A 24,526-nucleotide genomic window follows, 5' to 3' on the forward strand; every position below is an offset into this window, starting at 1 on the left:
GAATGAGTCATGGCCCTCGACATTCACGCTCACCGCATCCTGATCCTCGACTTCGGTTCGCAATACACCCAGCTGATTGCCCGCCGCGTGCGCGAGATCGGCGTGTACTGCGAACTGCACCCGTTCGACATGGACGAAGATGCGATCCGCGAATTCGCCCCTAAAGGCGTCATCCTCGCCGGCGGCCCCGAGTCCGTGCACGAAGCCAACAGCCCGCGCTGCCCGCAGGCGGTGTTCGATCTGGGCGTTCCGGTATTCGGCATCTGCTACGGCATGCAGACCATGGCCGAGCAACTGGGCGGCAAGGTTGAAGGTTCCGAACTGCGTGAGTTCGGTTACGCCCGCGTTGATGTAGTTGGCAAGAGCCGCTTGCTCGACGGTATCGAAGACCACATCGACGCCGACGGCCTGTTCGGCCTCGACGTGTGGATGAGCCACGGTGACAAAGTCACGAAGATGCCGGAAGACTTCCACATCCTCGCCAGCACCCCGAGCTGCCCGATCGCCGGTATGTTCAACGACGACCGCGCTTACTACGGCGTGCAGTTCCACCCGGAAGTGACCCACACCAAGCAGGGCGGGCGCATCCTGTCGCGCTTCGTGCTCGACATCTGCGGCTGTGAAGCCCTGTGGACGCCGTCGAAGATCGCTGAAGACGCCATCGCCAACATCCGCGCCCAGGTCGGCACCGACAATGTCCTGCTGGGCCTGTCCGGCGGTGTCGATTCCTCGGTGGTTGCCGCGCTGCTGCACAAGGCCATCGGCGATCAGCTGACCTGCGTCTTCGTCGACAACGGTCTGCTGCGTCTGCACGAAGGCGAGCAGGTTATGGCCATGTTTGCCGAAAACATGGGCGTCAAAGTGATCCGCGCCAACGCTGAGGAGCAGTTCCTCAACAACCTGGCCGGCGAAGCCGACCCGGAGAAGAAGCGCAAGATCATCGGCCGCACCTTCATCGACGTGTTCGATGCCGAATCCTGCAAGCTGGACAACATCAAGTACCTCGCTCAGGGCACCATCTACCCGGACGTGATCGAGTCGGCTGGCGCGAAAAGCGGCAAGGCTCACGTGATCAAGTCGCACCACAACGTGGGCGGCCTGCCGGAAGAAATGAACCTGAAACTGGTCGAGCCACTGCGCGAACTGTTCAAGGACGAAGTCCGTCGTCTGGGTCTGGAACTGGGCCTGCCGTACGACATGGTCTACCGTCACCCGTTCCCGGGCCCGGGCCTGGGCGTACGCATCCTCGGTGAAGTGAAGAAGGAATACGCCGACCTGCTGCGTCGCGCCGACCATATCTTCATCGAAGAACTGCGCAAGGCCGACTGGTACCACAAGGTCAGCCAGGCGTTCGTGGTGTTCCAGCCGGTCAAATCGGTCGGCGTGGTCGGCGACGGTCGCCGTTACGCTTGGGTCGTGGCCCTGCGTGCCGTGGAAACCATCGACTTCATGACCGCACGTTGGGCACACCTGCCTTACGAACTGCTGGAAACCGTCTCTGGCCGCATCATCAACGAGATCGAAGGCATCTCGCGCGTTACTTACGACGTGTCGAGCAAGCCTCCGGCGACGATTGAGTGGGAGTGATCCCGCTGCGGTTTGATTAACGAAAAACCCTTGGCCCGAAGCCAAGGGTTTTTTCGTTTCATGACCGTGAAAACAGATCAGGCAGGCAAGCGACTTTGCAGGGTCAGGCCGATCTCTATCAGGCGCTCGGCTAACGCTGCGATGTCACGGAACATGATGCCGCTGATCCGGGGCATCGCCTGGGCCCAGATATAAACCTGGCCGTCCCTTCTCAGATTCACCCTTGTGCGGACAATATGGCTGGCGCTGTCGCGACGCACCAGCATGTATGCATTGTTTTGTGTCTTCTCGATCAGGAACATGCCGTTGCGATGCAGTAGATTTTCCTGCGTTGCCTCAGTCCATTGCGGCGCAGGTGTCTCTATCTGCAATTGCAGGTCCGCGAACAGGAAGTCGGAAGAGTTGCGCGTCGATGCCCCGTTATCAAACGGGCCGCGGACGATTTCCAGCCCCGGGTCGATGCGCACGCCGGCCACTTCGGCGGACTCTGCTTCTTCAATCCGCAAACCGATGCCGCCTCTGGTTTCGCTGATTCCCGGCAGGTTCCTGAAAGTATTGGTGTTCGTTGCCTCGATCAGGGCCGCCCATTTGCCCGGACCGTTGAGGATCTGATCTCCCCAGATGATTCGAGAGGCGAGCCGGGCGTGGATCATCTGCTCTTCGATCGACGTAAGCGGTATCTTCAGTTTGTATGTGTGGGCGACGTCAAGCCCCTGGATCCGAATGCCATTGGCCTGGGCGGCCTTGACCAGTTCCAGGACGTTGAACCTTTCCTCAGGGTCGGTACCCAAGCTGGACAGGTACACTCGAAGATCCTCGGACATCTCTCCCGACAGAAAAAAGTCGTTGAAATCCGGTTGGGCGAAATCGCTCAGCAAGCCCCGTACGTACAGGGTTTTGATATGCCGAGCGAGCGCTGGCATGTTTTCGATCATGAAACGCATGCTGGCAATGCGATCAAGGGTTTCACCGACGACCAGTCCATCGGTATTGGCAAAGATGCGATCGATCAACTCGGCAGTCTGCATCTCGGGCTCGATTGGCGGGATGACCGGCCGTGCGGGGAGGTTGGTCCAGTCCAGCTCTGAGTAATATTCTTTGGCCTCGTTGACCAAGGACATGCGTCTGTCGCGGAAATAGTTCGCATATGTATCGGCCGTTGATGGCTTACCGAGACGCGCATTGGAGTATTCGACGAACGTCTCGGGCAAGTTCATTGCCCATCGTCTCATTTTCGCCATGTCCATCCCTGGAATGTCGTCCAGGGGAGTCACCAGACGTAGCGGTCGCGCAACCGGTGAAACCGGGAGTACGAGGGGAAGTTCCGCTGACGGCGTTGTTGAAAGCGGAACGGAGGTCACTTCAGGATCCGGTAGACATGCCTTGCCTACGCATTGACCGCCTCCCCTGAGACGCAGGGCGGGTATGCGTTCCCACTTGCCGCTGGCGAAGCGTACTGGCAGCGAGTAAGCGAACTGATTGGGACGTTCAGGATTGACGATGGCCCAGTTACCCGCGTCTTCGGAGTCGGCAAAGTACCGCACGTAGTACGCGTCGCCATCCATCTCGATCGCATGGCCGGGTTCCCTGTCCAGGCGGTAGATGCCCTCATATTTTCCCGGCGCCGCCTCTACAGCACGGTCTGCAAGCAGCTCGTTGCATCGATACCGGGCAGGAATCCTTGGAACAGACGAACCTTGGCGCGCACCAGCCATCTGCTGGGTGGATGCGATGGGAGAGTCGAAGCGGATATCGTTTTCCAGCTCAACGGTCGTCTCTGCACCAACCGATGTCACCGAGGGGGGATCCAGAGGCGGCAAAAATGGTGCATCAGGCGAAGTGAACTCGATCAACCCGAGCATTTCTTCCGCTTCGGCAAAATCAACCTGTGGGCCCACCTCCAGTTGTGCGCCAGTGCCGATCAGAAACGGAATAGTGAATACGATGTCGATCGCATTGAGCACTGCGCCGGTTACGCCGGCTTTACGTTCAGACGCTGTGGAAGCGTTGATGGCCTGATCGATGTTCAATCCCATGTTCGCGACGCTGGCGCCAATCAATGGCAACGCCACTGGCCAGCCTACCGCTGCCATCGGGCCGAACACTTTCAGACCGGCACTCAGATAGCCTATCCAGAGTTTCTTGCGCAGGTCACTGTTGGACGTGAGCACCAGCTGCGCCTCGGCGATCATGGCAGTGCGTGTCGACTCGCTTAGCCAAGTGAACGCGTCGCCCGTGATTGCACCATTGCTGCGGTTGATCATCCGGTGATCGCTGTGGCCCCAGGTGCTCACCAGACGATTCATCAGATCGGTGAGGTTTTCACTCATGTGATTGCTGTCGGCCAGCGGGAAAAGCTTGAGAAATGCGCTGCGCTTGTCCTCGGAATTCATCTGCTCAAGCACCCACCAGTGCAGATCCGCTTCGTTGTCCATGAACACGAATGCCTGGGTTTCGCCCGGCAGGCACAAGGTCTGGCGGCCGTTATCCTGCACCAGACGCAGCGCTTTGCTGGCGACGTGACCATCGAGATCCAGTGTCCGTACGTCAGCGCCGACCGGGTATGTCGCTCGCAGCATTTGCAAGGTGACGGGCCAGGCAACGGGGCCAATTACCGAATCGACGATGCGCTGGAAATCAGTGCCATCCAGGTCGCCCTGTTGCAGCGCCTGCACCGCCTGACTGAGAAAATTGCATTTTGCCAGGGCGCGGAAATTATCCGACGAGGTTTGCCAGAATGTCGTCAGTTGACCGGTGTAGCGCGCGCTGAAATCGATTTCCCAGAACGTCTTCAGCACATCGCTGCCAAGCAACCGCACTTCATTGCTCTGATTGAAATTTTCCGTTTCCGGGCCATCCGAATAGAAGCCGCAGTAAAGGCCAAGCAGATCTGCGTTGTCTTGATCGGTCGCGCGAAAACGATGGATGACCAGTTGCGTGAGGGTGAGCGTTTCGTAAGGCTTTTCCAGCGAGTGTTCCCAACCGGTGAAGGTCAGTGCGCTGCTCTGAGCCGTTTTGAAGCGGTGAAAATAAACCAGGTCAGGATCGAGGCCGGACAGTCCTTTGTCCGCCAGCAGCTCGTTGGCGACTTGGCGGGCCGCATCGAGCAGACTCGGGCAGGTCTGCACGATCGTTGTGGCGATGGCTTTAAGGGCGTTTTTATCCGCTGCGTTTGGCAGCAGACGGCGTTCGGGAGCGGTCATGGGTGTTCATCCTTGAAAAACAAAGATCGAGGATGATCTCTGCGCTCAAAGTAAGTGCGCTACCCAGCTACCGCCCGTTGCGTCTGGAAAAATGTTCAGTTCAGCGCCGCGCCACATCCGAAAAGTAGAACTTGTCCAGCGTATGCCGCGATTCGGTGTATTCGAACTGACGGCCGTCCTGCAGAAACGTTTGATTACTGACCACAATGACATGGCTCTGGGCGTCGAGGTCCAGGTGTTGTTGGTCGTCCTTGCTGCAGGGCACGGCTTCGATGGTGCGCTGGGCATAGGCGATCTGCAGTTGCAGGGTTTGCTCGATGTGAGCGTAGATCGAGTGTTCGGCGATGTCTGCAGACAGGCCTGGAATCACCGCGCTGACGAAGTGGTTGATGTCGAGGATGACGCGCTTGCCATCGATGCGCCGCACGCGCTTGATCCGGGTGATCGGGCTGCCGGGCTCGGCGTTGATGTGTTCGAGCAGTGCACCTTCCAGCGGCACCTCACACATTTCGATCACTTCGGTGCTGACGTCGTTGCCCAGACGCGGGTGCGCTTCCTGGAAACTGACGATGCCGCCGAGCTGGAATTCGATCGGGTTGGTCGACAGCACGAACGCGCCTTTGCCGTGAATCTTTTGCGCGAATCCGCGTTCCTGCAGCAGGTCGATGGCCTTGCGCACCGTCCCCCGACTGGCCTGATAGCGCTGCATGAGTTCGGTTTCCGACGGCAGCCGGGCACCGCGCTCTAGGCGTTCAGCAGTGATGCTGGCAAGCAAATCGCTGTAGATCTGATTGTATTTGCTCATGGCTGGACTCTGTGCCGACGCTACTCAAAACCCCGAACCTTAAGGGCAGGGTACTGATTTGTCCACGTGCGGGAGGGAAAACATCTTAGGTCAGAGTAGGAAAAATCCGCGCCCATCTGACATTCATCTCTTCATACAAACTCGTACAGACGAGTTATTGCATTAACTCGTACAGACGAGTATTTTTCTGTTCGGCGTGCTGCCAATAACAACAATCCACGACGGAAGAACAAGCATGAGCCATGACTATCCGAACATTGCCCGGGAGCTGCTGGAAAGCCTCGGTGGCAGCGACAACATCGAGCAGGCGGCGCATTGCGTGACGCGCTTGCGCCTGGCGTTGAAGAACCCTGCGCTGGTCAACACTGCTGCGCTCAACGGAATCGATCTGGTCAAGGGTTCGTTCTTCACCGGCGGGTTGTATCAAGTGGTCATCGGTCCGGGAGATGTTGAAAAGGTCTACGCCCAATTGCGCCAGCAGACCGGCCTTGCGGCATCGACCATCGCCGACGTTAAACAGAAAAGCGCCGAGAAGATAAACGCCATGCAGCGGCTGGTGCGGGTATTTTCCGATGTGTTCATGCCGATCCTGCCGGCGCTGATCATTGCCGGCCTGTTGATGGGCATCAACAACCTGCTCGGCGCCAAGGGCATGTTCATCGAAGACCAGAGCCTGCTCGATGCCTATCCGAATCTCGACGGGCTGTGGAGCCTGATCAACCTGATGGCCAACACCTCATTCGTGTTTCTGCCGGCGCTGGTGGGCTGGTCGGCGGCCAAGCGTTTCGGTGGCAGTGAGATCCTCGGCATCGTCCTCGGCCTGATGCTCGTGCACCCGGATCTGCTCAATGCCTGGAATTACGGCAAGGCCGTCGCCGGAGTGGAGGGGCAGCAGCTGCCCTACTTCGACATTCTCGGCCTGTTCCAGGTGGAAAAGGTCGGTTACCAGGGGCAGATTCTGCCGATACTGCTGGCGGCCTACGTGATGAGCGTGATTGAAAAATGGTTGCGGGCGCGAGTGCCCAATGCCGTGCAATTGCTGGTGGTGCCAATTACCACCATCGTCGTAACTGGCGTGCTGGCACTGGCGATCATCGGTCCGGTGACCCGGCATATCGGCATCTTCATTACCGAAGGCCTGGTAATGCTGTTCGATCTGGCACCGCTGGTGGGTGGCGCAATTTTCGGTCTGCTCTATGCACCTCTGGTGATTACAGGCATGCATCACATGTTTCTCGCGGTCGATCTGCAATTGATCTCCAGCCAGGGCGGCACTTTCATCTGGCCAATGATCGTCATGTCCAATCTGGCGCAGGGCAGTGCGGCGTTGGCGGTGTTCTGGATGACGCGCAATGCGCGGGACAGGAGCATGGCCTCGACCTCGGCGATTTCCGCGTATTTCGCCATCACCGAGCCGGCGATGTTCGGCGTCAATCTGCGCTACAAGTTTCCGTTTTATGCCGCGTTGACCGGCTCGGCGCTGGGCTGCATGTTCCTGTCTTTGAACAAGATCCAGGCCTCGGCGATCGGCGTCGGCGGCCTGCCCGGATTCATTTCGATCATTCCAGAGTTCATCCCGATGTTCGTGGTCGGGATGCTGATCGCCATGCTCGTTCCGTTCACCCTGACCTGTGTGCTGAGCATGAAGATTGTCCGGCCGGGTTACCGGGTTGCCTGAAATTAATAAAGGAGTCGCGCAATGCAAGACTGGCAACGTTCGGTGATCTACCAGATCTACCCGAAGAGCTTTTACAGCCATGCCGGCAACGCGACCGGCGATCTGCTCGGTATCGTCGCCAAGCTTGATTACCTGCAATGGCTGGGGGTCGATTATCTATGGGTCACGCCTTTTTTACGCTCACCACAGCGCGATAACGGCTACGACATCAGTGACTATTACGCGGTCGATCCGAGTTACGGCAGCATGGCCGACTGTGAACTGCTGATTGCCGAAGCGGGCAAGCGCGGGATCAAGCTGATGCTCGACATCGTGGTCAACCATACCTCGATCGAGCACGTCTGGTTCCAGCAAGCGCGCAGCAGCCTCGACAATCCTTATCGCGACTTCTATATCTGGCGCGACCAGCCAAACAACTGGGAGTCCAAGTTCGGCGGTTCGGCCTGGGAGTACGAAGCACAGACCGGTCAGTACTATCTGCACCTGTTCGACCACACCCAGGCCGACCTCAATTGGGACAACCCCAAAGTCCGGGACCAAGTGTTCAAGATGATGCGCTTCTGGCGCGACAAGGGCGTCGGTGGCTTTCGTCTCGACGTGATCAACCTGATCTCCAAACCGGCGGATTTTCCCGAAGATGACAGCGACGGTCGGCGCTTCTACACCGACGGGCCGAACGTGCATGAGTACTTGCAGCAAATGCACCGCGAAGTCTTCGAGGGGCATGAGCTGATCAACGTCGGCGAGATGTCCTCGACCCGTCTCGAACACTGCATCCGTTACTCCAATCCGCAGTCGAAAGAGCTGTCGATGACCTTCAATTTTCATCACCTGAAGGTCGATTATCCGAACCTGCAGAAATGGGTGCGCGCCGATTTCGATTTCCTTCAGCTCAAGCAGATTCTGTCGGATTGGCAGACCGGCATGCAGGCGGGAGGCGGCTGGAATGCGCTGTTCTGGTGTAACCATGATCAGCCGCGCGTGGTCTCGCGGTTCGGCAACGACGGCGAGTATCGCGAGCTGTCGGCGAAGATGCTCGGTACGGCGCTGCACTTTCTGCAAGGCACGCCGTTTGTCTATCAGGGCGAAGAACTGGGTATGACCAACCCCGGGTTCGAGAGCATCGAGCAGTACCGCGATGTCGAGACCCTGAATATCTTTCGCCTCAAGCGCGAGGCCGGGGCCAGCGAGCTCGACAACATGGCGGCGATCATGCAGAAGTCCCGCGACAACGGGCGCACCCCGATGCACTGGCACGCCGGGCACAACGCCGGTTTCACCCGCGGCGAACCGTGGATCGGTGTGCCGGCCAATGCTGCACAGATCAATGTTGCGCATCAGTTGCATGACCCGGAATCGGTGCTGCATCACTATCGGCGCCTGATCAACTTGCGCCGGACTGAAGCGCTGATCTCGGACGGCATCTATCGCCAGTTGCTGCCGGAGCATCCACAAGTCTGGGCTTACCTGCGCGAAGGGGCAGGTGAACGCTTGCTGGTGGTAAACAATTTTTACGGCACCGCGTGTGAAGTCGAGCTACCTGCGCTGATTGACGAATCTCAGGAGCAGCGCCTGCTGATCAGCAACTACCCGGACTGTCCGAAACGCGCGCGGTGGCTGCACTTGCGACCTTACGAATCTTTCGTGCTGCACCTGACCGATCCCTGATCACTCACTGAAAAACACGTTTTAAAAAAAACACGCAGAACACTGCGCGGGGGATTTGTGCGCGCTGAATTCCTGCGACCACACAATAAAAATAATGGTGGCATATGAAAACAACAATGAGTCTCAGCCTGGCAGTCGCAACTTTTTGTCTGGCAATGCCCACGTCTTCCCAGGCGCTTGAGTTTGGCGGTTACCTGCGCAGCGGTGTCGGTACTTCGCTCAACAGCAGCGGTCAGTCGTGCTTTCAGCTGCCCGGCGCGCAGACCAAATACCGCCTCGGTAATGAATGCGAGCAGTACGGCGAACTCGAATTGCGTCAGGACCTGTACACCCTCGACGATGGCTCGGTGCTGAGCGTCGACGGCATGGCATCGCTGTACAACCGCTACGATCGCAGCCTGACGTTCAGGGAGGACAACGGCTCGATTCGCTTGCCCCAGGCCTATGCCCAATGGTCGGCGATGCCCGCCCTCAATGGTGGCTCGCTGTGGGCGGGGCGGCGTTACTACAAACGTAACGACATCCACATTTCCGATTTCTATTACTGGAACCAGAGCGCCACCGGCGGCGGTATCGAAGACGTGTTGCTCGGCGGTCTGAAATACAGCTACGCGTTCTCGCGCAAGGACAACCTCTATCAGAAGGATTACATCAACCGGCACGACTTCAACGTCGGCGGTTTCAACAGCAACCCGGGCGGTGAACTGGAATTCGGTCTGAGCTACATCGACAAGCCCGACAGTCGCGATGCCCACCGTGGCTGGGCGATCACCACTCAGCACGTGCAGCAGGACTTTTTCGGCGGCAAGAACAAACTGGCGCTGCAATACGGCGAAGGGCCGGGCACCGGTTTGGGCTATACCGGTAACGTCAGGCTCGACGACCGCAACAAAAGCTATCGCGTTGTCGAGTTCTTCGACTGGCAACTGACACCGCGTTTTGGCGGGCAAATGCAGGCGGTGTACCAGAAGGATATTCGCCCAGGCGGGGCTGACCAGAACTGGCTGTCGCTGGGTGTGCGCCCGGCTTACGCATTGAGCGAGCAGTTCAAACTGGTGACCGAACTGGGTCACGATCAGGTCGATGCGGCGGACGGTACGCGCAAACTCAGCAAGTTCACGTTTGCGCCGACCTGGTCCCCCAAAGGTCCGGAATTCTGGGCGCGGCCTGAGGTGCGTTTGTATTACACCTATGCCAGCTGGAACCAGGCGGCCAAGCGTGCCGCCAACCTGTTGGCCAAAGGCTCGGCGCTCTCCGATACGGGCGCCTTCGGCCGCGCACGGCACGGCGCCAATGTCGGCCTGCAGGTTGAATACTGGTGGAAATAAGCAAGGCGGACGCTACCGCCCACTCAGAAAATACAAGCGCAGGTGATGTCATGGTCATACCCCAACAATTGCAGTTGCTGGCACCCTTATCCGGCGTCCTGATGGCGCTGGACCAAGTGCCCGACCCGGTGTTTGCCGGACGGATCATCGGCGACGGCCTGTGCATCGACCCGACTTCGTCGACGCTCTGCGCACCGCTGGCCGGGGTGGTCAGCGACGTGCAGGCCAGCGGGCACGCGGTCACCGTTACCAGCGATGAAGGTGTACAGGTGCTGATGCATATCGGTCTGGACACGGTGAATCTCGCGGGTAAGGGATTCATCTGCCGTGTCGAGGCAGGGCAGCGTGTCGAAGCGGGTCAGGCGCTGATTGATTTCGATGCCGATTACATTGCCCTGCATGCGCGCAGTTTGTTGACCCTGATGCTGGTGGTCAGCGGCGAGCCGTTCAATTCGCTCGTCGGCTCGACGGGATTGGTGGAGGTTGGCCAGCCCGTACTGGGTGTCGGGGTCGGCGCAGCCCGCGACGAATATCCAGCGACGGTGCAAGGTGATGCGGTCTTCTCCCAACCGATCAACCTGACCAACCCCAATGGTCTGCACGCGCGTCCGGCAGCCGTATTTGCCCAAGCGGCGAAGGCGTTTTCAGCGACGATCCATCTGCACAAGCTGCAAGCGCAAGCCAATGCCAAATCATTGGTGGCAGTCATGGCGTTGCAAACGGCCCATGGCGACAGCGTGCAGGTCAGCGCCGAAGGTGACGATGCCGAGGCCGCCGTCGAAGCGCTGACCCGCTTGCTGACCGAAGGCTGCGGCGAAGCCGTCACAGCGCCCGCGCCAGTCGAAGCCGTCGCCGCAGAAATGCCGAACATCCTGCGCGGTGTCTGTGCCTCGCCCGGTTCGGCATTGGGGCAAGTCATGCAGATCGTCGAAGCATCGCTCATGGTCACCGAGTTCGGCGCCGAGCCGCCAATCGAACTGGATGCGTTGAGCCAGGCACTGATCGAAGCTGACATGGCCCTGCAACATCTGCGCGATACCGCCAACGGCCAGGCGCAGGCGGAGATCTTCAAGGCGCATCAGGAACTGCTGGCCGACCCGAGCCTGCTGGATCAGGCGCAGGCCTTGATCGAGGAGGGCAAAAGCGCGGCGTTTGCCTGGAAGACCACGACCGAAGCGACCGGGGCGATGTTTCGCTCGCTGGGTAATGCGTTGCTGGCCGAGCGTGCGGCAGATCTGGACGATGTCGGCCAGCGCGTGCTGAAGCTGATCCTCGGTGTTCACGAGCAGGCGCTGGAGCTACCGGACGACACCATCCTCATTGCCGATCAATTGACCCCTTCACAGACCGCCGGGCTTGATACGCGCAAAGTACTGGGTTTCGCCACGGTTGGTGGCGGTGCTACCAGCCACGTGGCCATTCTGGCGCGGGCCTGCGGTTTACCGGCGATCTGCGGCATGCCCCTGCAAATGCTCGCGCTCGACAACGGCGCGCGGGTGCTGCTCGATGCCGACAAGGGCGAATTGCAGTTGCATCCGGACGCCGAGTCCATCGATCAATTGCGCACGCGGCATGAGCGCCAGCGCCAGCGCCATCAGCAGGAACTGGCGCAGGCCAATCAGGCAGCGTGTACCCGTGACGGTCAGCATATCGAGGTCACGGCCAACGTGGCGTCGCTGAGCGAAACCGCGCAGGCGATGGAACTGGGCGCGAACGGCGTCGGGCTGCTGCGTTCGGAGTTTCTCTACCTGGGCCGCCAGCAGGCGCCCAGCCACGACGAACAAGTGGCCACCTACAGCGCCATCGCCCGCACTATCGGGCCGGCGCACAATCTGGTGGTGCGCACCCTCGACGTCGGTGGGGACAAGCCGTTGGCCTATGTGCCGATGGACAGCGAAAGCAATCCTTTCCTCGGCTTGCGTGGCATTCGTCTGTGCCTTGAGCGACCGCAACTGTTGCGCGAACAGTTTCGGGCGATCCTGGCCTGCACGGAGCTGACGCGTCTGCACATCATGTTGCCGATGGTCACCAATCTTGCCGAGCTGCGTCTGGCCCGGCAGATCCTCGAGCAGGAGGCGCGAGTGCTTGATCTGGTGCATATGCCGAAACTCGGGATCATGATCGAGGTTCCGGCCGCCGCGTTGATGGCCGATGTGCTGGCGCCGCACGTGGATTTTTTCTCCATCGGCACCAACGACCTCACCCAATACACTCTCGCCATGGACCGCGATCATCCGCGCCTGGCCAGCCATGCAGACAGTTTCCATCCTTCGGTGCTGCGCCTGATCGCCATGACGTTGAAGGCAGCGCATGCGCACGGCAAATGGGTCGGCGTTTGTGGCGCGATGGCTTCTGAACGCCTGGCCGTGCCGTTGCTGTTGGGGCTGGGTGTGGATGAACTGTCGGTCAGCGTGCCGTTGGTTCCGGCGATCAAGTCGGCCGTGCGCGAATTGAATCTGGCCGACTGTCGAATCATCGCCGAGCAGGTTGCGAACCTGGAAAGCGCTCGCGATGTGCGCGAAGCCTTGCGGCGGTTTCATGAGGTGAAAGTCGATGGCTTGCCGGTAATGGAGGATTGAACATGTTCGACAAATTGCAGCAGGCATTCTGGAAAGCATTGACGCCGGATCTGGTTCCGGATGAGGTGAAAGTCGCCGTCGATCCGGTTGCGGGCTTGAGCGCAGAGATCATTGCGGCGTTGGGCGGTGTGGATAACCTCAAGTCGCAGCAGCCTGTGGCATTGACCCGGGTGCGGGTGGCGCTGCATGACGAGGCGCGAGTTGACCGTCAGGCGCTGAGTGTGGCCGGTGTCGCGGGCGTCATGCCGCTTGGTGACGGCGTGCTGCACCTGATTACCGGGCTGCGCGCGCAGGGCTGACAAGACGTGCGGCCGCAGGTCGCCCTTACTGTTTCTCAACTGCGGGTGTATCGTATTCGCCTTTTTGCGGATCCCTCGGGGTCTGTCGCTGATACGTGAGGTAGTTGAGTTCATGTCCTTTACCCGTCGCCAAATTCTCGGTGGCCTGGCCGGTCTTGTTGTCGTTGGCGTGGGCGCGGGAGGCGCTTCGCGTTACTGGCTGGGCAAGATGGCCGACGCCGAGGCCGGCCACGACTATGAACTGATCGCCGCGCCGCTCGACGTCGAGCTGGTGCCGGGACACAAGACCGAGGCCTGGGCATTCGGCCCGTCGGCGCCGGGCACCGAGTTGCGCGTGCGGCAGGGCGAATGGCTGCGGGTGCGTTTCATCAATCACTTGCCGGTGGCGACCACCATTCATTGGCATGGCATCCGCCTGCCGCTGGAGATGGACGGCGTGCCTTATGTGTCGCAACTGCCGGTGTTGCCGGGCGAATACTTCGACTACAAATTTCGTGTGCCGGACGCCGGCAGCTACTGGTATCACCCGCATGTCAGCAGCAGCGAAGAACTCGGACGCGGGCTGGTCGGGCCGCTGATCATCGAGGAGCGCGAGCCCACCGGTTTCAAGTACGAGAAAACCCTCAGCCTGAAGAACTGGCATGTCGACGAGCAAGGCCAGTTCGTCGAATTCAGCATCCCGCGTGAAGCAGCCCGTGGCGGCACTGCCGGGCGCCTGTCGACGATCAATGGTGTGCCGTTGCCGGTGATTGATTTGCCGGCCGGGCAGATCACTCGGGTGCGTCTGCTCAACCTCGACAACACCCTGACCTATCGCATCAATATTCCTGGCGTCGAAGCGAAGATCTACGCGCTCGATGGTAATCCGGTCGAACCCCGGCCGTTGGGCAAGGAATACTGGCTCGGCCCCGGCATGCGCATTTGCCTGGCGATCAAGGCACCGGCGGCGGGTGAAGAGCTGTCGCTGCGCAATGGCCCGGTGCGCCTGGGCACGCTGCGTTCGGTGGCCAACACCGATGCGCCGACGGACTGGCCGAAAACGCTGCCGGCCAACCCGGTGGCCGAGCCGGACCTGGCCAATGCCGAAAAACTCAACTTCAATTTCGAATGGGTCGGCTCGGTGTCGGTCAACGTCGACAACGGCAAACCGCCGAGCCTGTGGCAGATCAACGGCAAGGCCTGGGACATCACCGACAAGACGTGTGCTGATCGACCGATTGCCAGCCTGAAGCTGGGCCAGAGCTATATTTTCGAACTGAAGAACATGACCCAGTACCAGCACCCGATCCACCTGCACGGCATGAGCTTCAAGGTAATCGCGTCGAACCGGCACAAGGTCGTTCCGTATTTCACCGACACCTATCTGCTGGGCAAGAATGAGCGCGCGCAAGTGGCGCTAGTGGCGGATAACCCGGGGGTGTGGATGTTCCACTGCCACGTCATCGACCACATGGAAACCGGCCTGATGGCCGCGATCGAGGTGAAGTGATGCGCCAGATTCGCCCGGCGGCGATCATCGACCGCAGCCGCGACCGCGACTTCATGCGCGAAGCCCTGACCCTCGCCGCACAAGGTGCGGCGCTCGGCGAAGTGCCGGTGGGCGCAGTGCTGGTACAGGACGGCGAGATCATCGGAAGCGGCTTCAACTGCCCGATCAGCACCAGCGACCCGAGTGCCCATGCGGAAATGGTCGCGATCCGCGCGGCGGCGCAGGCAGTGGATAACTATCGTCTGCCGGGCAGCACGCTGTACGTAACGCTCGAACCGTGCAGCATGTGCGCCGGGCTGATCGTGCATTCGCGGGTGTCGCGGGTGGTGTATGGCGCGCTGGAACCGAAAGCCGGAATTGTGCAGAGTCAGGGGCAGTTTTTTACCCAGGGCTTTTTGAATCACCGGGTGTTGTATGAGGGCGGGGTGCTGGCTGAGGAGTGTGGCGCAGTGTTGACCGAATTCTTCCGCGCCAGACGCGCCAGAAGCCCCTCACCCTAACCCTCTCCCGGAGGGAGAGGGGACCGACCGAGGTGAATGGGTGAAGTCCGCCGACTTGAGACTCCGGGTCGAATGCAAATTTTGAAAAGCTCAGAGATCTGCTCCCTCTCCCTGGGGAGAGGGCTGGGGTGAGGGGTAGGCTCACCGCGATCATCAGGGAATTACGCTTACTTCTTCGCAACAATCACCGCCCGCATCGGCGCCGGCAGCCCTTCAATCGTTTTGCTGTGATCCTCGGGATCAAGAAAATCGCTCAGCGACTGATACTTCATCCACTCTGTGCCGCGCTGTTCCTCAACCGTGGTCGTGCTGACATCCACACAGCGAATATCGCTGAACCCGGCCCGCCGCAGCCACAATTCCAGCGCCGGCACCGACGGCAAAAACCACACGTTGCGCATCTGCGCGTAGCGATCTTCCGGCACCAGCACCTGATGCTTGTCGCCTTCGACCACCAGCGTCTCCAGCACCAGTTCGCCGCCCTTGACCAGGCAATCCTTCAATGCCAGCAAATGCTCGATCGGCGAGCGGCGGTGGTAGAACACGCCCATGGAAAACACAGTGTCGAAACCTTCCAGATTCGCAGGCAAGTCTTCGAACGGGAACGGCAGGTGCCAGGCATTCGGCTCGGACAGGTAACGCTGCACGGCCTGGAACTGGCAGAAGAACAGCCAGTTCGGATCAACGCCAATGACACTGTCCGCTCCGGCGCCGAGCATGCGCCACATGTAGTAGCCGTTGCCGCAGCCGACATCAAGGATGCGTTTGCCTTTCAGATCCAGGTGCGGCGCCACGCGCGACCACTTCCAGTCCGAGCGCCATTCGGTGTCGACATGCACACCGAACAGATCGAATGGCCCTTTGCGCCAGGGCGACAGGCCCATCAGCGCGGTACGCATCTGTGCACGGGTGTCATCGTCGCAATCGGTGTCGAGTGTCAGCCCGTTGAGCAAGTCGACTTCGCTCGGCTGGATCTTCGGCAAGGCGTCCAGCGCACTTTGCCAGCGCTCCAGGTCGCCGTGGCCTTTTTCCATTTTCTTGTCGAGTTGAAGCTGCAGGGTGTTGGCCCATTCGGCCAGCGGTGTGCCGGCCAGACGGCGGGCGAGGGGGGACAGATCAATCATGGCAAGGCAATCAACGAGGCAAAGTTAAGACACTGGAACCACGGCACGACTTTCGAAAAACCGGCGGCCAGCAGGCGTTCGCGGTGTTCTTCGAGGCTGTCGGGCTTCATGACATTTTCGATGGCGCTGCGCTTCTGGGCGATTTCCAGTTCGCTGTAGCCGTTGGCGCGTTTGAACGCCACGTGCAGATCGGTGAGCAGCGCGTGCTCTTCGGCATCGTTGAAGCGCAGCTTCTCCGACAGAATCAGTGCGCCGCCGGGCAACAACGACTGACGAATGCGCGAGAGCAGCGCGGTGCGCTGATCCGGGGCGATGAATTGCAGGGTGAAGTTCAACGCCACCACCGAGGCAGGCTGGAAGTCGAGCGCGAGGATATCGCCCTCGATCACTTCGACCGGCAGCAATTCCTGAAACATCGAATCCTGACCGTTGAGGTATTCCCGGCAACGCTCGACCATCGCCGCCGAGTTATCCACTGCAATCACTCGGCAACCATCGGTGCGCACATGACGGCGCAGGGCTTGAGTCACTGCGCCGAGCGATGCGCCGAGATCGTAGAGCACGCTGTTCGGCTGGGCGAATTGCGCCGCGAGTACGCCGAGGTTCTCGACGATGGTCGGATAACCCGGCACCGAGCGCTTGATCATATCCGGGAACACCCGCACCACGTCTTCATTGAAGGCGAAGTCAGGCACCTGGGCCAAAGGCTGGGCGAATAGGCGATCGGGTTCTTTGCTCACGGCGGCGTCCGGCGGTGTCGGTGGAAAGGGCCGGCATTTTAGCCAAAGTGAGGCGCGGATGCTTGGGTTGTCTGATAAAGCGTGGGAGAGCGCGTTTGGAAAGGCTAAATGACCAGGTTCGCTAGGCGAGCATGGTCATTCATTATTCAACGCTGATTACTGAGCTTGCAGAAATACGATGTAAGTAGATTTGCCGGCAATTTTCAGTACCTGATTACGCTCGTCGACACCCTTGAAATCAAAATCGATTTGGTAATGCAGTTTCTCGGCTGTGACCTCAATCACCTCTACATTGAACGTTCCGCTTTTTGCCGGGTATTGAAACGTGGTCGTATAACCGGGGGTGGTACCCGTTTCAAAATAGTAGGCAACAGGGAAGGGGAAGCCTGGATCAGCAACAGGATAGCTGCCTGATTTAATGGTTTTATCAAATCGGAGTACCAGACCTTTTTTACTGCGCTGCGAGGAATCCTGAAAATTTGCACGGGTCACCAGTTGAATCTGATCACTTGCCGGATCAGCATCGAACTCCACAATCTGGCTGTCGAATTTCACGCGGCCAGACACCGTTGCAGTTGTTTCAGCACTGACGGTAATGACAGGTGCCGCAGTGTCGCCGAATGTTGCGTATTCACCGCTGAAAAAGCTCATGAAGTTCTTCCTTGTATTACATGGGATTTGGTAACGCCCACGAATACTAGGGAGAATAAAAATCACGAGCTACTGTCAGAGTTGACAGGTTTTTATAATGTTTCGAGATAAAAGGGCGGCTATAGGCTTATAGCGTGCGCTTGACTTGTTCCACTCTTTCGAATGACGAGGCAGTGATGCCCAGCGGCCCTGCCAGTAACTGCAATATCGCCAGACGCTTGCAGTCACGCAGATAAGCTTTCAGGTACGTCAGATGCGAAACGTCACCGCCCCGATCAATGCCAGAATCAACCAGCCCACGATCAGTTCACCGAGATGGCGCAGTCAAATGTTGCCACCGGCAGCACTTCCGGCGCCCACGGTTGCTGTGAGGTCAGGCGCAGGCGCCCGGTGCCGGGGGCGAAGGCCTGGAAGCGCCAGGTTGATACACCCGCTGCGCCAACCACGCCGGCATCTTCCGGATTGCTGTAGACCTCTGGGCTGAGCGCGCGCAGCACGCCGCCAGCGGAATCCTGAATGGCCCAGCGATAACCCGTGGTCGGGTTGCTTGGCAGCGTCACGATCAGGTTCTGCCCATTGGTGAGTTTCACCGGGCATTCGCTTTGTTTTTCCACGGTCACGTTGTGTTTCGGCTGCGTGGTGCAAGCGGCCAGCAAGGAAAGGACGAAGGGGACGAACAGGCGAGTGGTGGACATAAGATCAGCAGCTCCGGCGTTTACGACGAACGGCGAGCATAACTGAAGATGAGACAAAGTGTGACAGGCGGGTTGCCGCGTTGACCCCACTGACGCCAAGCCCTCACCCTAGCCCTCTCCCAGAGGGAGAGGGGACCGACCGGGGGGCGATTGGCGAAATCCGCCGACATGAACGCACCTCACCGAATCCATAGTCGACCCGGTTTTTCAGGTCGATGGATGACTCCGGACGCCTCGGTCGGCTCCCTCTCCTCGGGGAGAGGGCTGGGGTGAGGGGCTATTGGTTAGAAGAGCACCTTCGCCACAGCTCCAAACCGCATGACAAAGTGCACACTATTGCCTGCCCGGTTATCCAGAAAATCGGGTCGAATCAGTCAATCCATCGCCAGATAAATGTCGAAATCGGCATTGATGTTCAAGACCGAGCCGGTGGGTGTTTTGGCTTTTATCGACAAGGCCTTCGCGACGTAGCGACGTTCATCCGTAACTTCAAGTTCGAGTGTTGCTTCAAGAATATCCAGGCTCCAATCTAGATATCCATCGCCCATGTAGCGCATTTCGTTATATTTCAGCAGCGTAAATGGACTGCCCACGCTTGGATAGCTATAGGTGCCAGAAGTAATTCCTTTCTTCAAGTGAACTGAAAACGACCGCGCATCGCTGGTTATATAAGAGTCTAAGTAAACCCTTCCGCTTTGGGTATTGAAGTTAATGTCTTCCTGAAAGAATGCATCAATGTAGTTCAGGCCTGAAGAGTGATATGGAGCTCGTGCAAATGACGTTTCGCCTGGTTCCGCGGAAACAGGAAACGTGGCGTTGAATTCTCCACTCAGGTTTTGCAGCCTTGCGCTTGCTGGACTTTGTTTCGACTGGATGCTGCTTGAGACTGCCGGACCGCCGTTGAAAGTTATTACAACATCAAAGCGCGACGCGATTTCCAGGACTTCTCCGTTGATCAGCACTTCGAATCGGAGTTCACCGGAGTAACGCCGTCCCTCTTCGGTAATGTTCAGCTCAAGCTCTGCGTGGGTTGCAGGGTGAGTCATAAAATTGAAATTGGTATCGGAGTTTTGAAATTCGCCGTAGGTTACCTGCACCACAGAAGCATCCCGCGGAAATACGTAGGTGCCAGTTACAATCTCTGATCTAAGCGTAATGCCTATGCTTCGACGGTCGCTGGTTGCCGTTGCTAATGGGGATGTGCCTGAGGTGCTATCAAAGTTCAGATACTCAGGAGTCCGGGCCATCCGGTTATGCAATGTCTGGGAGTGATAGGGATAGCGTGCTTCGCCGGGAGCGCCGGGGCTGGTGAATGAAGCTTCGAACTTCCCGCAAAGATTGTGCATGAAGCCGATATGAAGTGCATTTTGCTTGCTCATCAGTCACTCACTGGGTAAGGCCAATAGAGCAATCAGTCTGAGTGGGTACGCAAAAAAAAAGTACTGTCAGAGTTGACAGTACTTTAGATTTCTAAGCTCGGTTTGATCCAGTTTTAACAACAAAAACTCATAAATCACCGCGAGAAGCCCGCATGACGCAAACTCCCGTTAAAACAACACCTTCGCCACATCCGCAAACCGCTTGGCAAAGTGCACAGTAATCCCGTCCTTCAGATAATCCGGCAGTTCTTCAAAATTACCCCGATTCGGCTCGGGCAGAATCAACTCGAAAATCTTCTGCCGACGCGCCGCAATCACCTTCTCGCGCACACCGCCAATCGGCAGCACATGCCCGGTCAGGGTCAATTCACCAGTCATCGCCACACCTTTTTTCGGCGGTTGATTGCGTGCGAGCGAGAGGAGGGCGCTGGCCATGGTCACGCCAGCACTCGGACCGTCTTTCGGTGTGGCGCCTTCCGGCACGTGCAAGTGGACGAAGGCTTCGTCGAAGAACTTCGCATCACCGCCAAACTGCTTGAGGTGCGAACTGACGTAGCTGTAGGCGATCTCCGCCGATTCCTTCATCACATCGCCGAGTTGCCCGGTGAGTTTGAAGCCCCGGTTAAGCGTGTGAATCCGCGTCGCTTCGATCGGCAAGGTCGCACCGCCCATGCTGGTCCATGCCAGCCCGGTGATGACACCGGTGCCGGACAGCACTTGTTCATTGCGGAACACCGGATGCCCCAGTGATGCTTCGAGGTCTTTCGGGCCGAGTTTGATCACCGCTTTCGGATCGTCGATCAGCTTCATCACCGCTTTGCGTACCAGTTTGCCCATCTGTTTTTCCAGCTGGCGCACGCCGGCTTCTCGGGCGTAACCGTCGATCAAGGCTTTTAGCGCGGTGTCGCTGATGCTCAGGCTACCCTTGGACACGCCGGCCTTTTCCAACAGCTTCGGCCACAGGTGACGCTTGGCGATGGCGACTTTCTCTTCGGTGATGTAGCCCGACAGACGAATCACTTCCATGCGGTCGAGCAGTGGGCCGGGGATCGAGTCGAGGGTGTTGGCGGTGCATACGAACAGGACCTTCGACAGATCCATGCGCAGGTCGAGGTAGTGGTCGAGGAATTCGACGTTCTGTTCAGGATCGAGGGTTTCCAGCAGCGCCGAGGCCGGGTCGCCCTGATAGCTCTGGCCCATCTTGTCGATCTCGTCGAGCATGATCACCGGGTTCATAACTTCAACGTCTTTCAACGCCTGCACCAGTTTGCCCGGCTGCGCGCCGATGTAGGTGCGGCGGTGGCCCTTGATCTCGGCTTCGTCGCGCATGCCGCCGACGCTGAAGCGGTAGAACGGCCGGCCGAGGGATTCGGCGATGGATTTGCCGACGCTGGTTTTACCCACGCCCGGTGGGCCGACCAGCAACACGATCGAGCCGCTGATCTCGCCTTTGTACGCACCGACGGCGAGGAATTCGAGGATGCGATCCTTGATGTCGTCCAGACCGGCATGGTGCTTGTCGAGGATTTTGCGTGCGTGCTTGAGGTCGAGTTTGTCCTCGCCGTACACGCCCCACGGCACCGACGTGGCCCAGTCCAGATAATTGCGCGTGACCGCGTATTCAGGCGAGCCGGTTTCGAGGATCGACAGTTTGTGGGTTTCTTCTTCGAGGCGCTTTTGCACTTGCGCCGGCAGGGTTTTGCCTTCGAGGCGCTGCTGGAACTGTTCGAGGTCGGCGCTGCGGTCGTCCTTGGTCAGGCCGAGTTCCTGCTGGATGACCTTGAGTTGTTCCTTGAGGAAGAACTCGCGCTGATGCTCGCCGATCTTGCGGTTAACTTCGGCGGAGATCTCTTTTTGCAGGCGCGCGACTTCGACTTCCTTGCGCAGCATCGGCAGGACTTTTTCCATGCGCTTGAGCATCGGCACGCAATCGAGCACTTCCTGCAGCTCGGGGCCGGTGGCGGACGTCAGGGCGGCGGCAAAGTCGGTCAGCGGCGACGGGTCGTTGGGGCTGAAGCGGTTGAGGTAGTTCTTCAGCTCTTCGCTGTATAGCGGGTTGAGCGGTAGCAATTCCTTGATCGCGTTGATCAGCGCCATGCCGTAAGCCTTGACCTCGTCGGTCGGCTCGGTGGGCTGATGCGGGTACTCGACTTCGACCAGATACGGCGGGCGGTGGTGCTTGAGCCAGGTCTTGATGCGCACGCGGCTCAGGCCCTGGGCCACAAACTGCAGTTTGCCGTTCTCGCGGCTGGCATGGTGGACCTTGACCAGCGTGCCGTATTCGGGGAGGGCGCCGGTGTCGAAGTGGCGCGGGTCTTCCTGGGGCGTGTCCATGAAGAACAGGGCCAGGGAGTGGTGTTCGGATTTGCTGACCAGCTCAAGGGTTTCGGCCCACGGTTCTTCGTTGACGATGACCGGCAGGACCTGGGCCGGGAAGAACGGACGATTGTGGATCGGGATGATGTAGACCTTGTCCGGCAGGTTTTGCCCGGGCAGCGCCAGGCCGGTGCCGGAGGAGGTGTGTTCGATGTGGTCGGTTTCGTAGTCGTCGTGGTTGTCCGGGCGATCTTGCTGGTCGGTCATGGGGCACCTGCGCAATGGGGTATGGGGGGTTAGATGGGGCAGGGGTGGGGTGGTTTCAATGGGGCGAGTGTGTTTCTGCTTGTGTGTTTGGGCTTGGAAAGTTTTTGACCTTGTTAACCTTGGCGGGCTTTGGGCCGGTGGCGAGATCCTTCAGGTCGGCGTGGGTAGGTATTGGAATCTACCAATACCTGTGCATAAATAGCAAAAAACGCTAGTGTTGGTTAGCTTTAACTATAAATGGAGTTTTGATGGATCCGTATCGTAATCCCTTTGCCCCCGGGGCTGGTTTTCCACCACCGGAGCTTGCTGGCCGAGATCCTGTCCTCGAGATGGCCCGGATTTCCTGTGGCCGCGCAGTGAGGGGAAAACCGGCACGCTCGCTGATGCTCCTTGGCCTTCGTGGAGTAGGCAAGACGGTACTCCTGAATGAAATCGGCAATATCGCAAGACAAGAGGGAATGCTCGTTTCCCAGCTTGAGGCTCCGGAGAAAAACACACTTTCCACGCTTCTTTACCCTGAACTGCGACGCGTGATGCGTTCACTTTCGGGATTCGAAGGCGCAAAGCAAATTGCCAGCCGGGGTATGAGCGCCCTGCGCAATTTTGCCTCGATATTCAAAATCGACATCGGTGGCGTAGAGGTTGGCGTCGAGGGTGCAGAGCCTGGGCTCGCTGATAGCGGCGATCTGCAACATGATCTTCCAGACCTGTTCGGTGTGATTGGTGAGGGCGCTAAAGCTGCTGGCAAGGGATGGGTGCTGCTCATCGACGAAGTTCAGTACCTCTCGGAAGGCGATCTGTCGGCACTTATCGTTGCGATGCATAGAATGGCCCAGCGCGGGTTGCCTGTGGTTTTGGTTGGGGCAGGACTACCGCAGGTTGCCAAATTGGCTGGTGAGGCGAAGTCCTATGCAGAGCGGCTATTCCTCTACCCGCCTGTAGGCGCGCTGGACGAAGAAGCAGCAAAACTTGCTGTTCGAAAGCCCGTCGAGGAGGAGGAGCAGTCGATCGAAGACGCTGCCCTCGAAGCTATTGTCGCGCGAACGAAGGGCTATCCGTTTTTTTTGCAGGAATGGGGTTCAACTTCATGGGATGTTGCCGCCGGCCCCATGATCACGCTCGCTGATGTCGAGCGCGCTTATCCAGAGACTATCGCCGGACTCGACGCAGGCTTCTTCAAGGTTCGGTATGACCGGCTTACCAAAGCCGAGATCCAGTTTGTGATGGCGATGGCCGCCCTTGGTGATGGCCCCTATCCTATGGCAGGTATCGCCAAGGTGATGGACCGCGATCAATCATCGTTGGGCCCGGCCCGGGCCAATATCATTTCCAAAGGTATGATCTACAGCACCGACCATGGTTACCTTGATTTCACCGTTCCGCTTTTCGCGGAATATCTTCGCCGTCGTGGTGAATGAAATCAGTGGTAGCGCCTTATGTAGTCAGCCGCCGGATTCTTTCCGGAAAATTCTCCCCCGCTTACCTGCCGACACGCATGGATCAAGAGCAGGGGGAGTACTCGATCTTGCACTCATTGTGTTTAGGAGCGGACGAAAGCTGTGATCTTTTGATTTTGCTTTTGTCTCGGAGCGAGCGTGCTCGCGAAGGCGGTGGATCAGGCACTCTATATGCCGAATGCGCCGACGCCTTCGCGAGCAGGCTCACTCCTACCGGGTTCAGTTGTGTGTCGGGGATTGGGGGATTTCGTAGTTGTCCAGCACGCGGTTCACCGCCAGTTCAGCGAGCATGATCACTTGCTGGATCGCCAGGATGGTATGTCGCTGTGGACTGTCGACGTACGCTGCGATGTCACTGGCCATGACACTGGCCGAGGCCAGGGATTCGCAGGCGTGGGCGAGCAGGCTTTCGTTGTCCTGATCCGGGGTGACCTGGAACATGGTGCTGGGTTTGTGGGATTTGTCGGGGCTGGCGGGTGGTTTCAGGTAGTGGTCCAGCGCACGCTCGGCGGCGTGGTGGAGTTTTTTCGAGTCGGGGGATTGGTAGGGGGACGTGCTTTCGGTTTCGGGGGGATTGGGAGTTGGTTTGAACATGGTGACGCTCCGAATGAGAAATGGAGCTGCTTTTCATGATCGCCGCGACGCGATGCAAGGAGGCAGCTGTACGCAGGTTCGCGGACCGAGCCATTCGGAAACCCGGCATACCCGAAGGTATCCCGCGCACAGCCACCATCAAACCAAGCGGCGAACGCTTGGGCTGG

18 protein-coding genes are annotated in these 24,526 nt (G+C 58.8%); 9 read left to right on the forward strand and 9 right to left on the reverse strand.

Annotation, left to right across the window (positions count from 1 at the left end):
- The first annotated feature begins 9 nt into the window (after positions 1 to 9).
- On the forward strand, positions 10 to 1,587 hold the full coding sequence (gene guaA, locus AC0Z4S_RS24525) for a glutamine-hydrolyzing GMP synthase (protein ID WP_016773344.1): 1,578 nt from the start codon (positions 10 to 12) through the stop codon (positions 1,585 to 1,587).
- A gap of 77 nt (positions 1,588 to 1,664) precedes the next feature.
- Here the strand turns inward: guaA and AC0Z4S_RS24530 are convergent, their stop codons facing one another.
- The gene (locus tag AC0Z4S_RS24530) at positions 1,665 to 4,790 is read right to left on the reverse strand and encodes a membrane-targeted effector domain-containing toxin (protein WP_485624895.1); all 3,126 of its coding nucleotides are present in this window, start codon (positions 4,788 to 4,790) and stop codon (positions 1,665 to 1,667) included.
- 100 nt (positions 4,791 to 4,890) lie between these two features.
- Entirely contained in the window at positions 4,891 to 5,595 is a 705-nt protein-coding gene (treR, locus tag AC0Z4S_RS24535) for a trehalose operon repressor (protein ID WP_485624896.1), read from the reverse strand.
- Between the two features lie 235 nt (positions 5,596 to 5,830).
- Between treR and treP the strand changes: the two genes are divergently transcribed.
- From treP to tadA, 7 genes are all read left to right on the forward strand, one after another.
- Positions 5,831 to 7,273, forward strand: a complete 1,443-nt coding sequence (treP, locus tag AC0Z4S_RS24540) for a PTS system trehalose-specific EIIBC component (RefSeq protein ID WP_485624897.1) — start codon at positions 5,831 to 5,833, stop codon at positions 7,271 to 7,273.
- Between the two features lie 21 nt (positions 7,274 to 7,294).
- Positions 7,295 to 8,941 (forward strand): alpha,alpha-phosphotrehalase, encoded by a 1,647-nt coding sequence (gene treC / locus AC0Z4S_RS24545; protein WP_485624898.1) that lies wholly within the window; start codon positions 7,295 to 7,297, stop codon positions 8,939 to 8,941.
- 104 nt (positions 8,942 to 9,045) lie between these two features.
- Positions 9,046 to 10,269 carry a carbohydrate porin gene (locus tag AC0Z4S_RS24550; RefSeq protein WP_485624899.1) on the forward strand — a complete coding sequence of 408 codons (1,224 nt, stop codon included), beginning with the start codon at positions 9,046 to 9,048 and terminating at the stop codon, positions 10,267 to 10,269.
- A gap of 50 nt (positions 10,270 to 10,319) precedes the next feature.
- Entirely contained in the window at positions 10,320 to 12,848 is a 2,529-nt protein-coding gene (gene ptsP / locus AC0Z4S_RS24555) for a phosphoenolpyruvate--protein phosphotransferase (RefSeq protein WP_485624900.1), read from the forward strand.
- A 2-nt stretch (positions 12,849 to 12,850) separates the two neighbouring features.
- A complete protein-coding gene (locus AC0Z4S_RS24560; RefSeq protein WP_485624901.1) occupies positions 12,851 to 13,147 on the forward strand; it encodes a PTS sugar transporter subunit IIB in 297 nt (98 codons plus the stop codon).
- A 112-nt stretch (positions 13,148 to 13,259) separates the two neighbouring features.
- Entirely contained in the window at positions 13,260 to 14,636 is a 1,377-nt protein-coding gene (locus AC0Z4S_RS24565; protein ID WP_485624902.1) for a multicopper oxidase family protein, read from the forward strand.
- Positions 14,636 to 15,136 (forward strand): tRNA adenosine(34) deaminase TadA, encoded by a 501-nt coding sequence (gene tadA, locus AC0Z4S_RS24570; RefSeq protein WP_485624903.1) that lies wholly within the window; start codon positions 14,636 to 14,638, stop codon positions 15,134 to 15,136. The genes AC0Z4S_RS24565 and tadA overlap by 1 nt, the downstream gene beginning before the upstream one ends.
- Positions 15,137 to 15,303: 167 nt before the next feature.
- Here the strand turns inward: tadA and cmoB are convergent, their stop codons facing one another.
- From cmoB to lon, 6 genes are all read right to left on the reverse strand, one after another.
- Positions 15,304 to 16,260: a tRNA 5-methoxyuridine(34)/uridine 5-oxyacetic acid(34) synthase CmoB gene (cmoB, locus tag AC0Z4S_RS24575; protein ID WP_485624904.1), complete on the reverse strand. Its 957-nt coding sequence runs from the start codon at positions 16,258 to 16,260 to the stop codon at positions 15,304 to 15,306.
- Complete coding sequence (cmoA, locus tag AC0Z4S_RS24580) at positions 16,257 to 17,000, reverse strand: carboxy-S-adenosyl-L-methionine synthase CmoA (RefSeq protein WP_485624905.1); 744 nt, start codon at positions 16,998 to 17,000, stop codon at positions 16,257 to 16,259. Before cmoA ends, cmoB begins: the two co-directional genes overlap by 4 nt.
- A 156-nt stretch (positions 17,001 to 17,156) precedes the next feature.
- Positions 17,157 to 17,651: a hypothetical protein gene (locus AC0Z4S_RS24585; protein WP_485624906.1), complete on the reverse strand. Its 495-nt coding sequence runs from the start codon at positions 17,649 to 17,651 to the stop codon at positions 17,157 to 17,159.
- Positions 17,652 to 17,953: 302 nt separating this feature from the next.
- The gene (locus AC0Z4S_RS24590) at positions 17,954 to 18,346 is read right to left on the reverse strand and encodes a protease inhibitor I42 family protein (RefSeq protein ID WP_485624907.1); all 393 of its coding nucleotides are present in this window, start codon (positions 18,344 to 18,346) and stop codon (positions 17,954 to 17,956) included.
- Positions 18,347 to 18,720: 374 nt separating this feature from the next.
- Entirely contained in the window at positions 18,721 to 19,725 is a 1,005-nt protein-coding gene (locus AC0Z4S_RS24595; protein ID WP_485624908.1) for a hypothetical protein, read from the reverse strand.
- 168 nt (positions 19,726 to 19,893) lie between these two features.
- Positions 19,894 to 22,308 carry an endopeptidase La gene (gene lon / locus AC0Z4S_RS24600; protein WP_485624909.1) on the reverse strand — a complete coding sequence of 805 codons (2,415 nt, stop codon included), beginning with the start codon at positions 22,306 to 22,308 and terminating at the stop codon, positions 19,894 to 19,896.
- A gap of 248 nt (positions 22,309 to 22,556) precedes the next feature.
- Between lon and AC0Z4S_RS24605 the strand changes: the two genes are divergently transcribed.
- On the forward strand, positions 22,557 to 23,726 hold the full coding sequence (locus tag AC0Z4S_RS24605) for an AAA family ATPase (protein WP_485624910.1): 1,170 nt from the start codon (positions 22,557 to 22,559) through the stop codon (positions 23,724 to 23,726).
- Positions 23,727 to 23,984: 258 nt separating this feature from the next.
- On the opposite strand, the gene AC0Z4S_RS24610 is transcribed toward AC0Z4S_RS24605, so the two are convergent.
- Positions 23,985 to 24,359 carry a DUF6124 family protein gene (locus AC0Z4S_RS24610; RefSeq protein WP_485624911.1) on the reverse strand — a complete coding sequence of 125 codons (375 nt, stop codon included), beginning with the start codon at positions 24,357 to 24,359 and terminating at the stop codon, positions 23,985 to 23,987.
- Positions 24,360 to 24,526: the final 167 nt, after the last annotated feature.

The sequence above is a fragment of the Pseudomonas sp. 1L-B-1-E-C1 genome (assembly GCF_057291835.1).

Bases quoted from the DNA above. Each gene is read 5' to 3' on its own strand.
- AC0Z4S_RS24595 (WP_485624908.1), bottom strand. From the start codon at position 19,725: ATGAGCAAGCAAAATGCACTTCATATCGGCTTCATGCACAATCTTTGC.
- tadA (WP_485624903.1), top strand. From the start codon at position 14,636: ATGCGCCAGATTCGCCCGGCGGCGATCATCGACCGCAGCCGCGACCGC.
- AC0Z4S_RS24550 (WP_485624899.1), top strand. From the start codon at position 9,046: ATGAAAACAACAATGAGTCTCAGCCTGGCAGTCGCAACTTTTTGTCTG.
- ptsP (WP_485624900.1), top strand. From the start codon at position 10,320: ATGGTCATACCCCAACAATTGCAGTTGCTGGCACCCTTATCCGGCGTC.
- guaA (WP_016773344.1), top strand. From the start codon at position 10: ATGGCCCTCGACATTCACGCTCACCGCATCCTGATCCTCGACTTCGGT.
- lon (WP_485624909.1), bottom strand. From the start codon at position 22,308: ATGACCGACCAGCAAGATCGCCCGGACAACCACGACGACTACGAAACC.
- AC0Z4S_RS24605 (WP_485624910.1), top strand. From the start codon at position 22,557: ATGGATCCGTATCGTAATCCCTTTGCCCCCGGGGCTGGTTTTCCACCA.
- AC0Z4S_RS24590 (WP_485624907.1), bottom strand. From the start codon at position 18,346: ATGTCCACCACTCGCCTGTTCGTCCCCTTCGTCCTTTCCTTGCTGGCC.
- AC0Z4S_RS24610 (WP_485624911.1), bottom strand. From the start codon at position 24,359: ATGTTCAAACCAACTCCCAATCCCCCCGAAACCGAAAGCACGTCCCCC.
- AC0Z4S_RS24560 (WP_485624901.1), top strand. From the start codon at position 12,851: ATGTTCGACAAATTGCAGCAGGCATTCTGGAAAGCATTGACGCCGGAT.
- AC0Z4S_RS24565 (WP_485624902.1), top strand. From the start codon at position 13,260: ATGTCCTTTACCCGTCGCCAAATTCTCGGTGGCCTGGCCGGTCTTGTT.
- cmoB (WP_485624904.1), bottom strand. From the start codon at position 16,260: ATGATTGATCTGTCCCCCCTCGCCCGCCGTCTGGCCGGCACACCGCTG.
- treC (WP_485624898.1), top strand. From the start codon at position 7,295: ATGCAAGACTGGCAACGTTCGGTGATCTACCAGATCTACCCGAAGAGC.
- treR (WP_485624896.1), bottom strand. From the start codon at position 5,595: ATGAGCAAATACAATCAGATCTACAGCGATTTGCTTGCCAGCATCACT.
- treP (WP_485624897.1), top strand. From the start codon at position 5,831: ATGAGCCATGACTATCCGAACATTGCCCGGGAGCTGCTGGAAAGCCTC.
- AC0Z4S_RS24585 (WP_485624906.1), bottom strand. From the start codon at position 17,651: ATGAGCTTTTTCAGCGGTGAATACGCAACATTCGGCGACACTGCGGCA.
- AC0Z4S_RS24530 (WP_485624895.1), bottom strand. From the start codon at position 4,790: ATGACCGCTCCCGAACGCCGTCTGCTGCCAAACGCAGCGGATAAAAAC.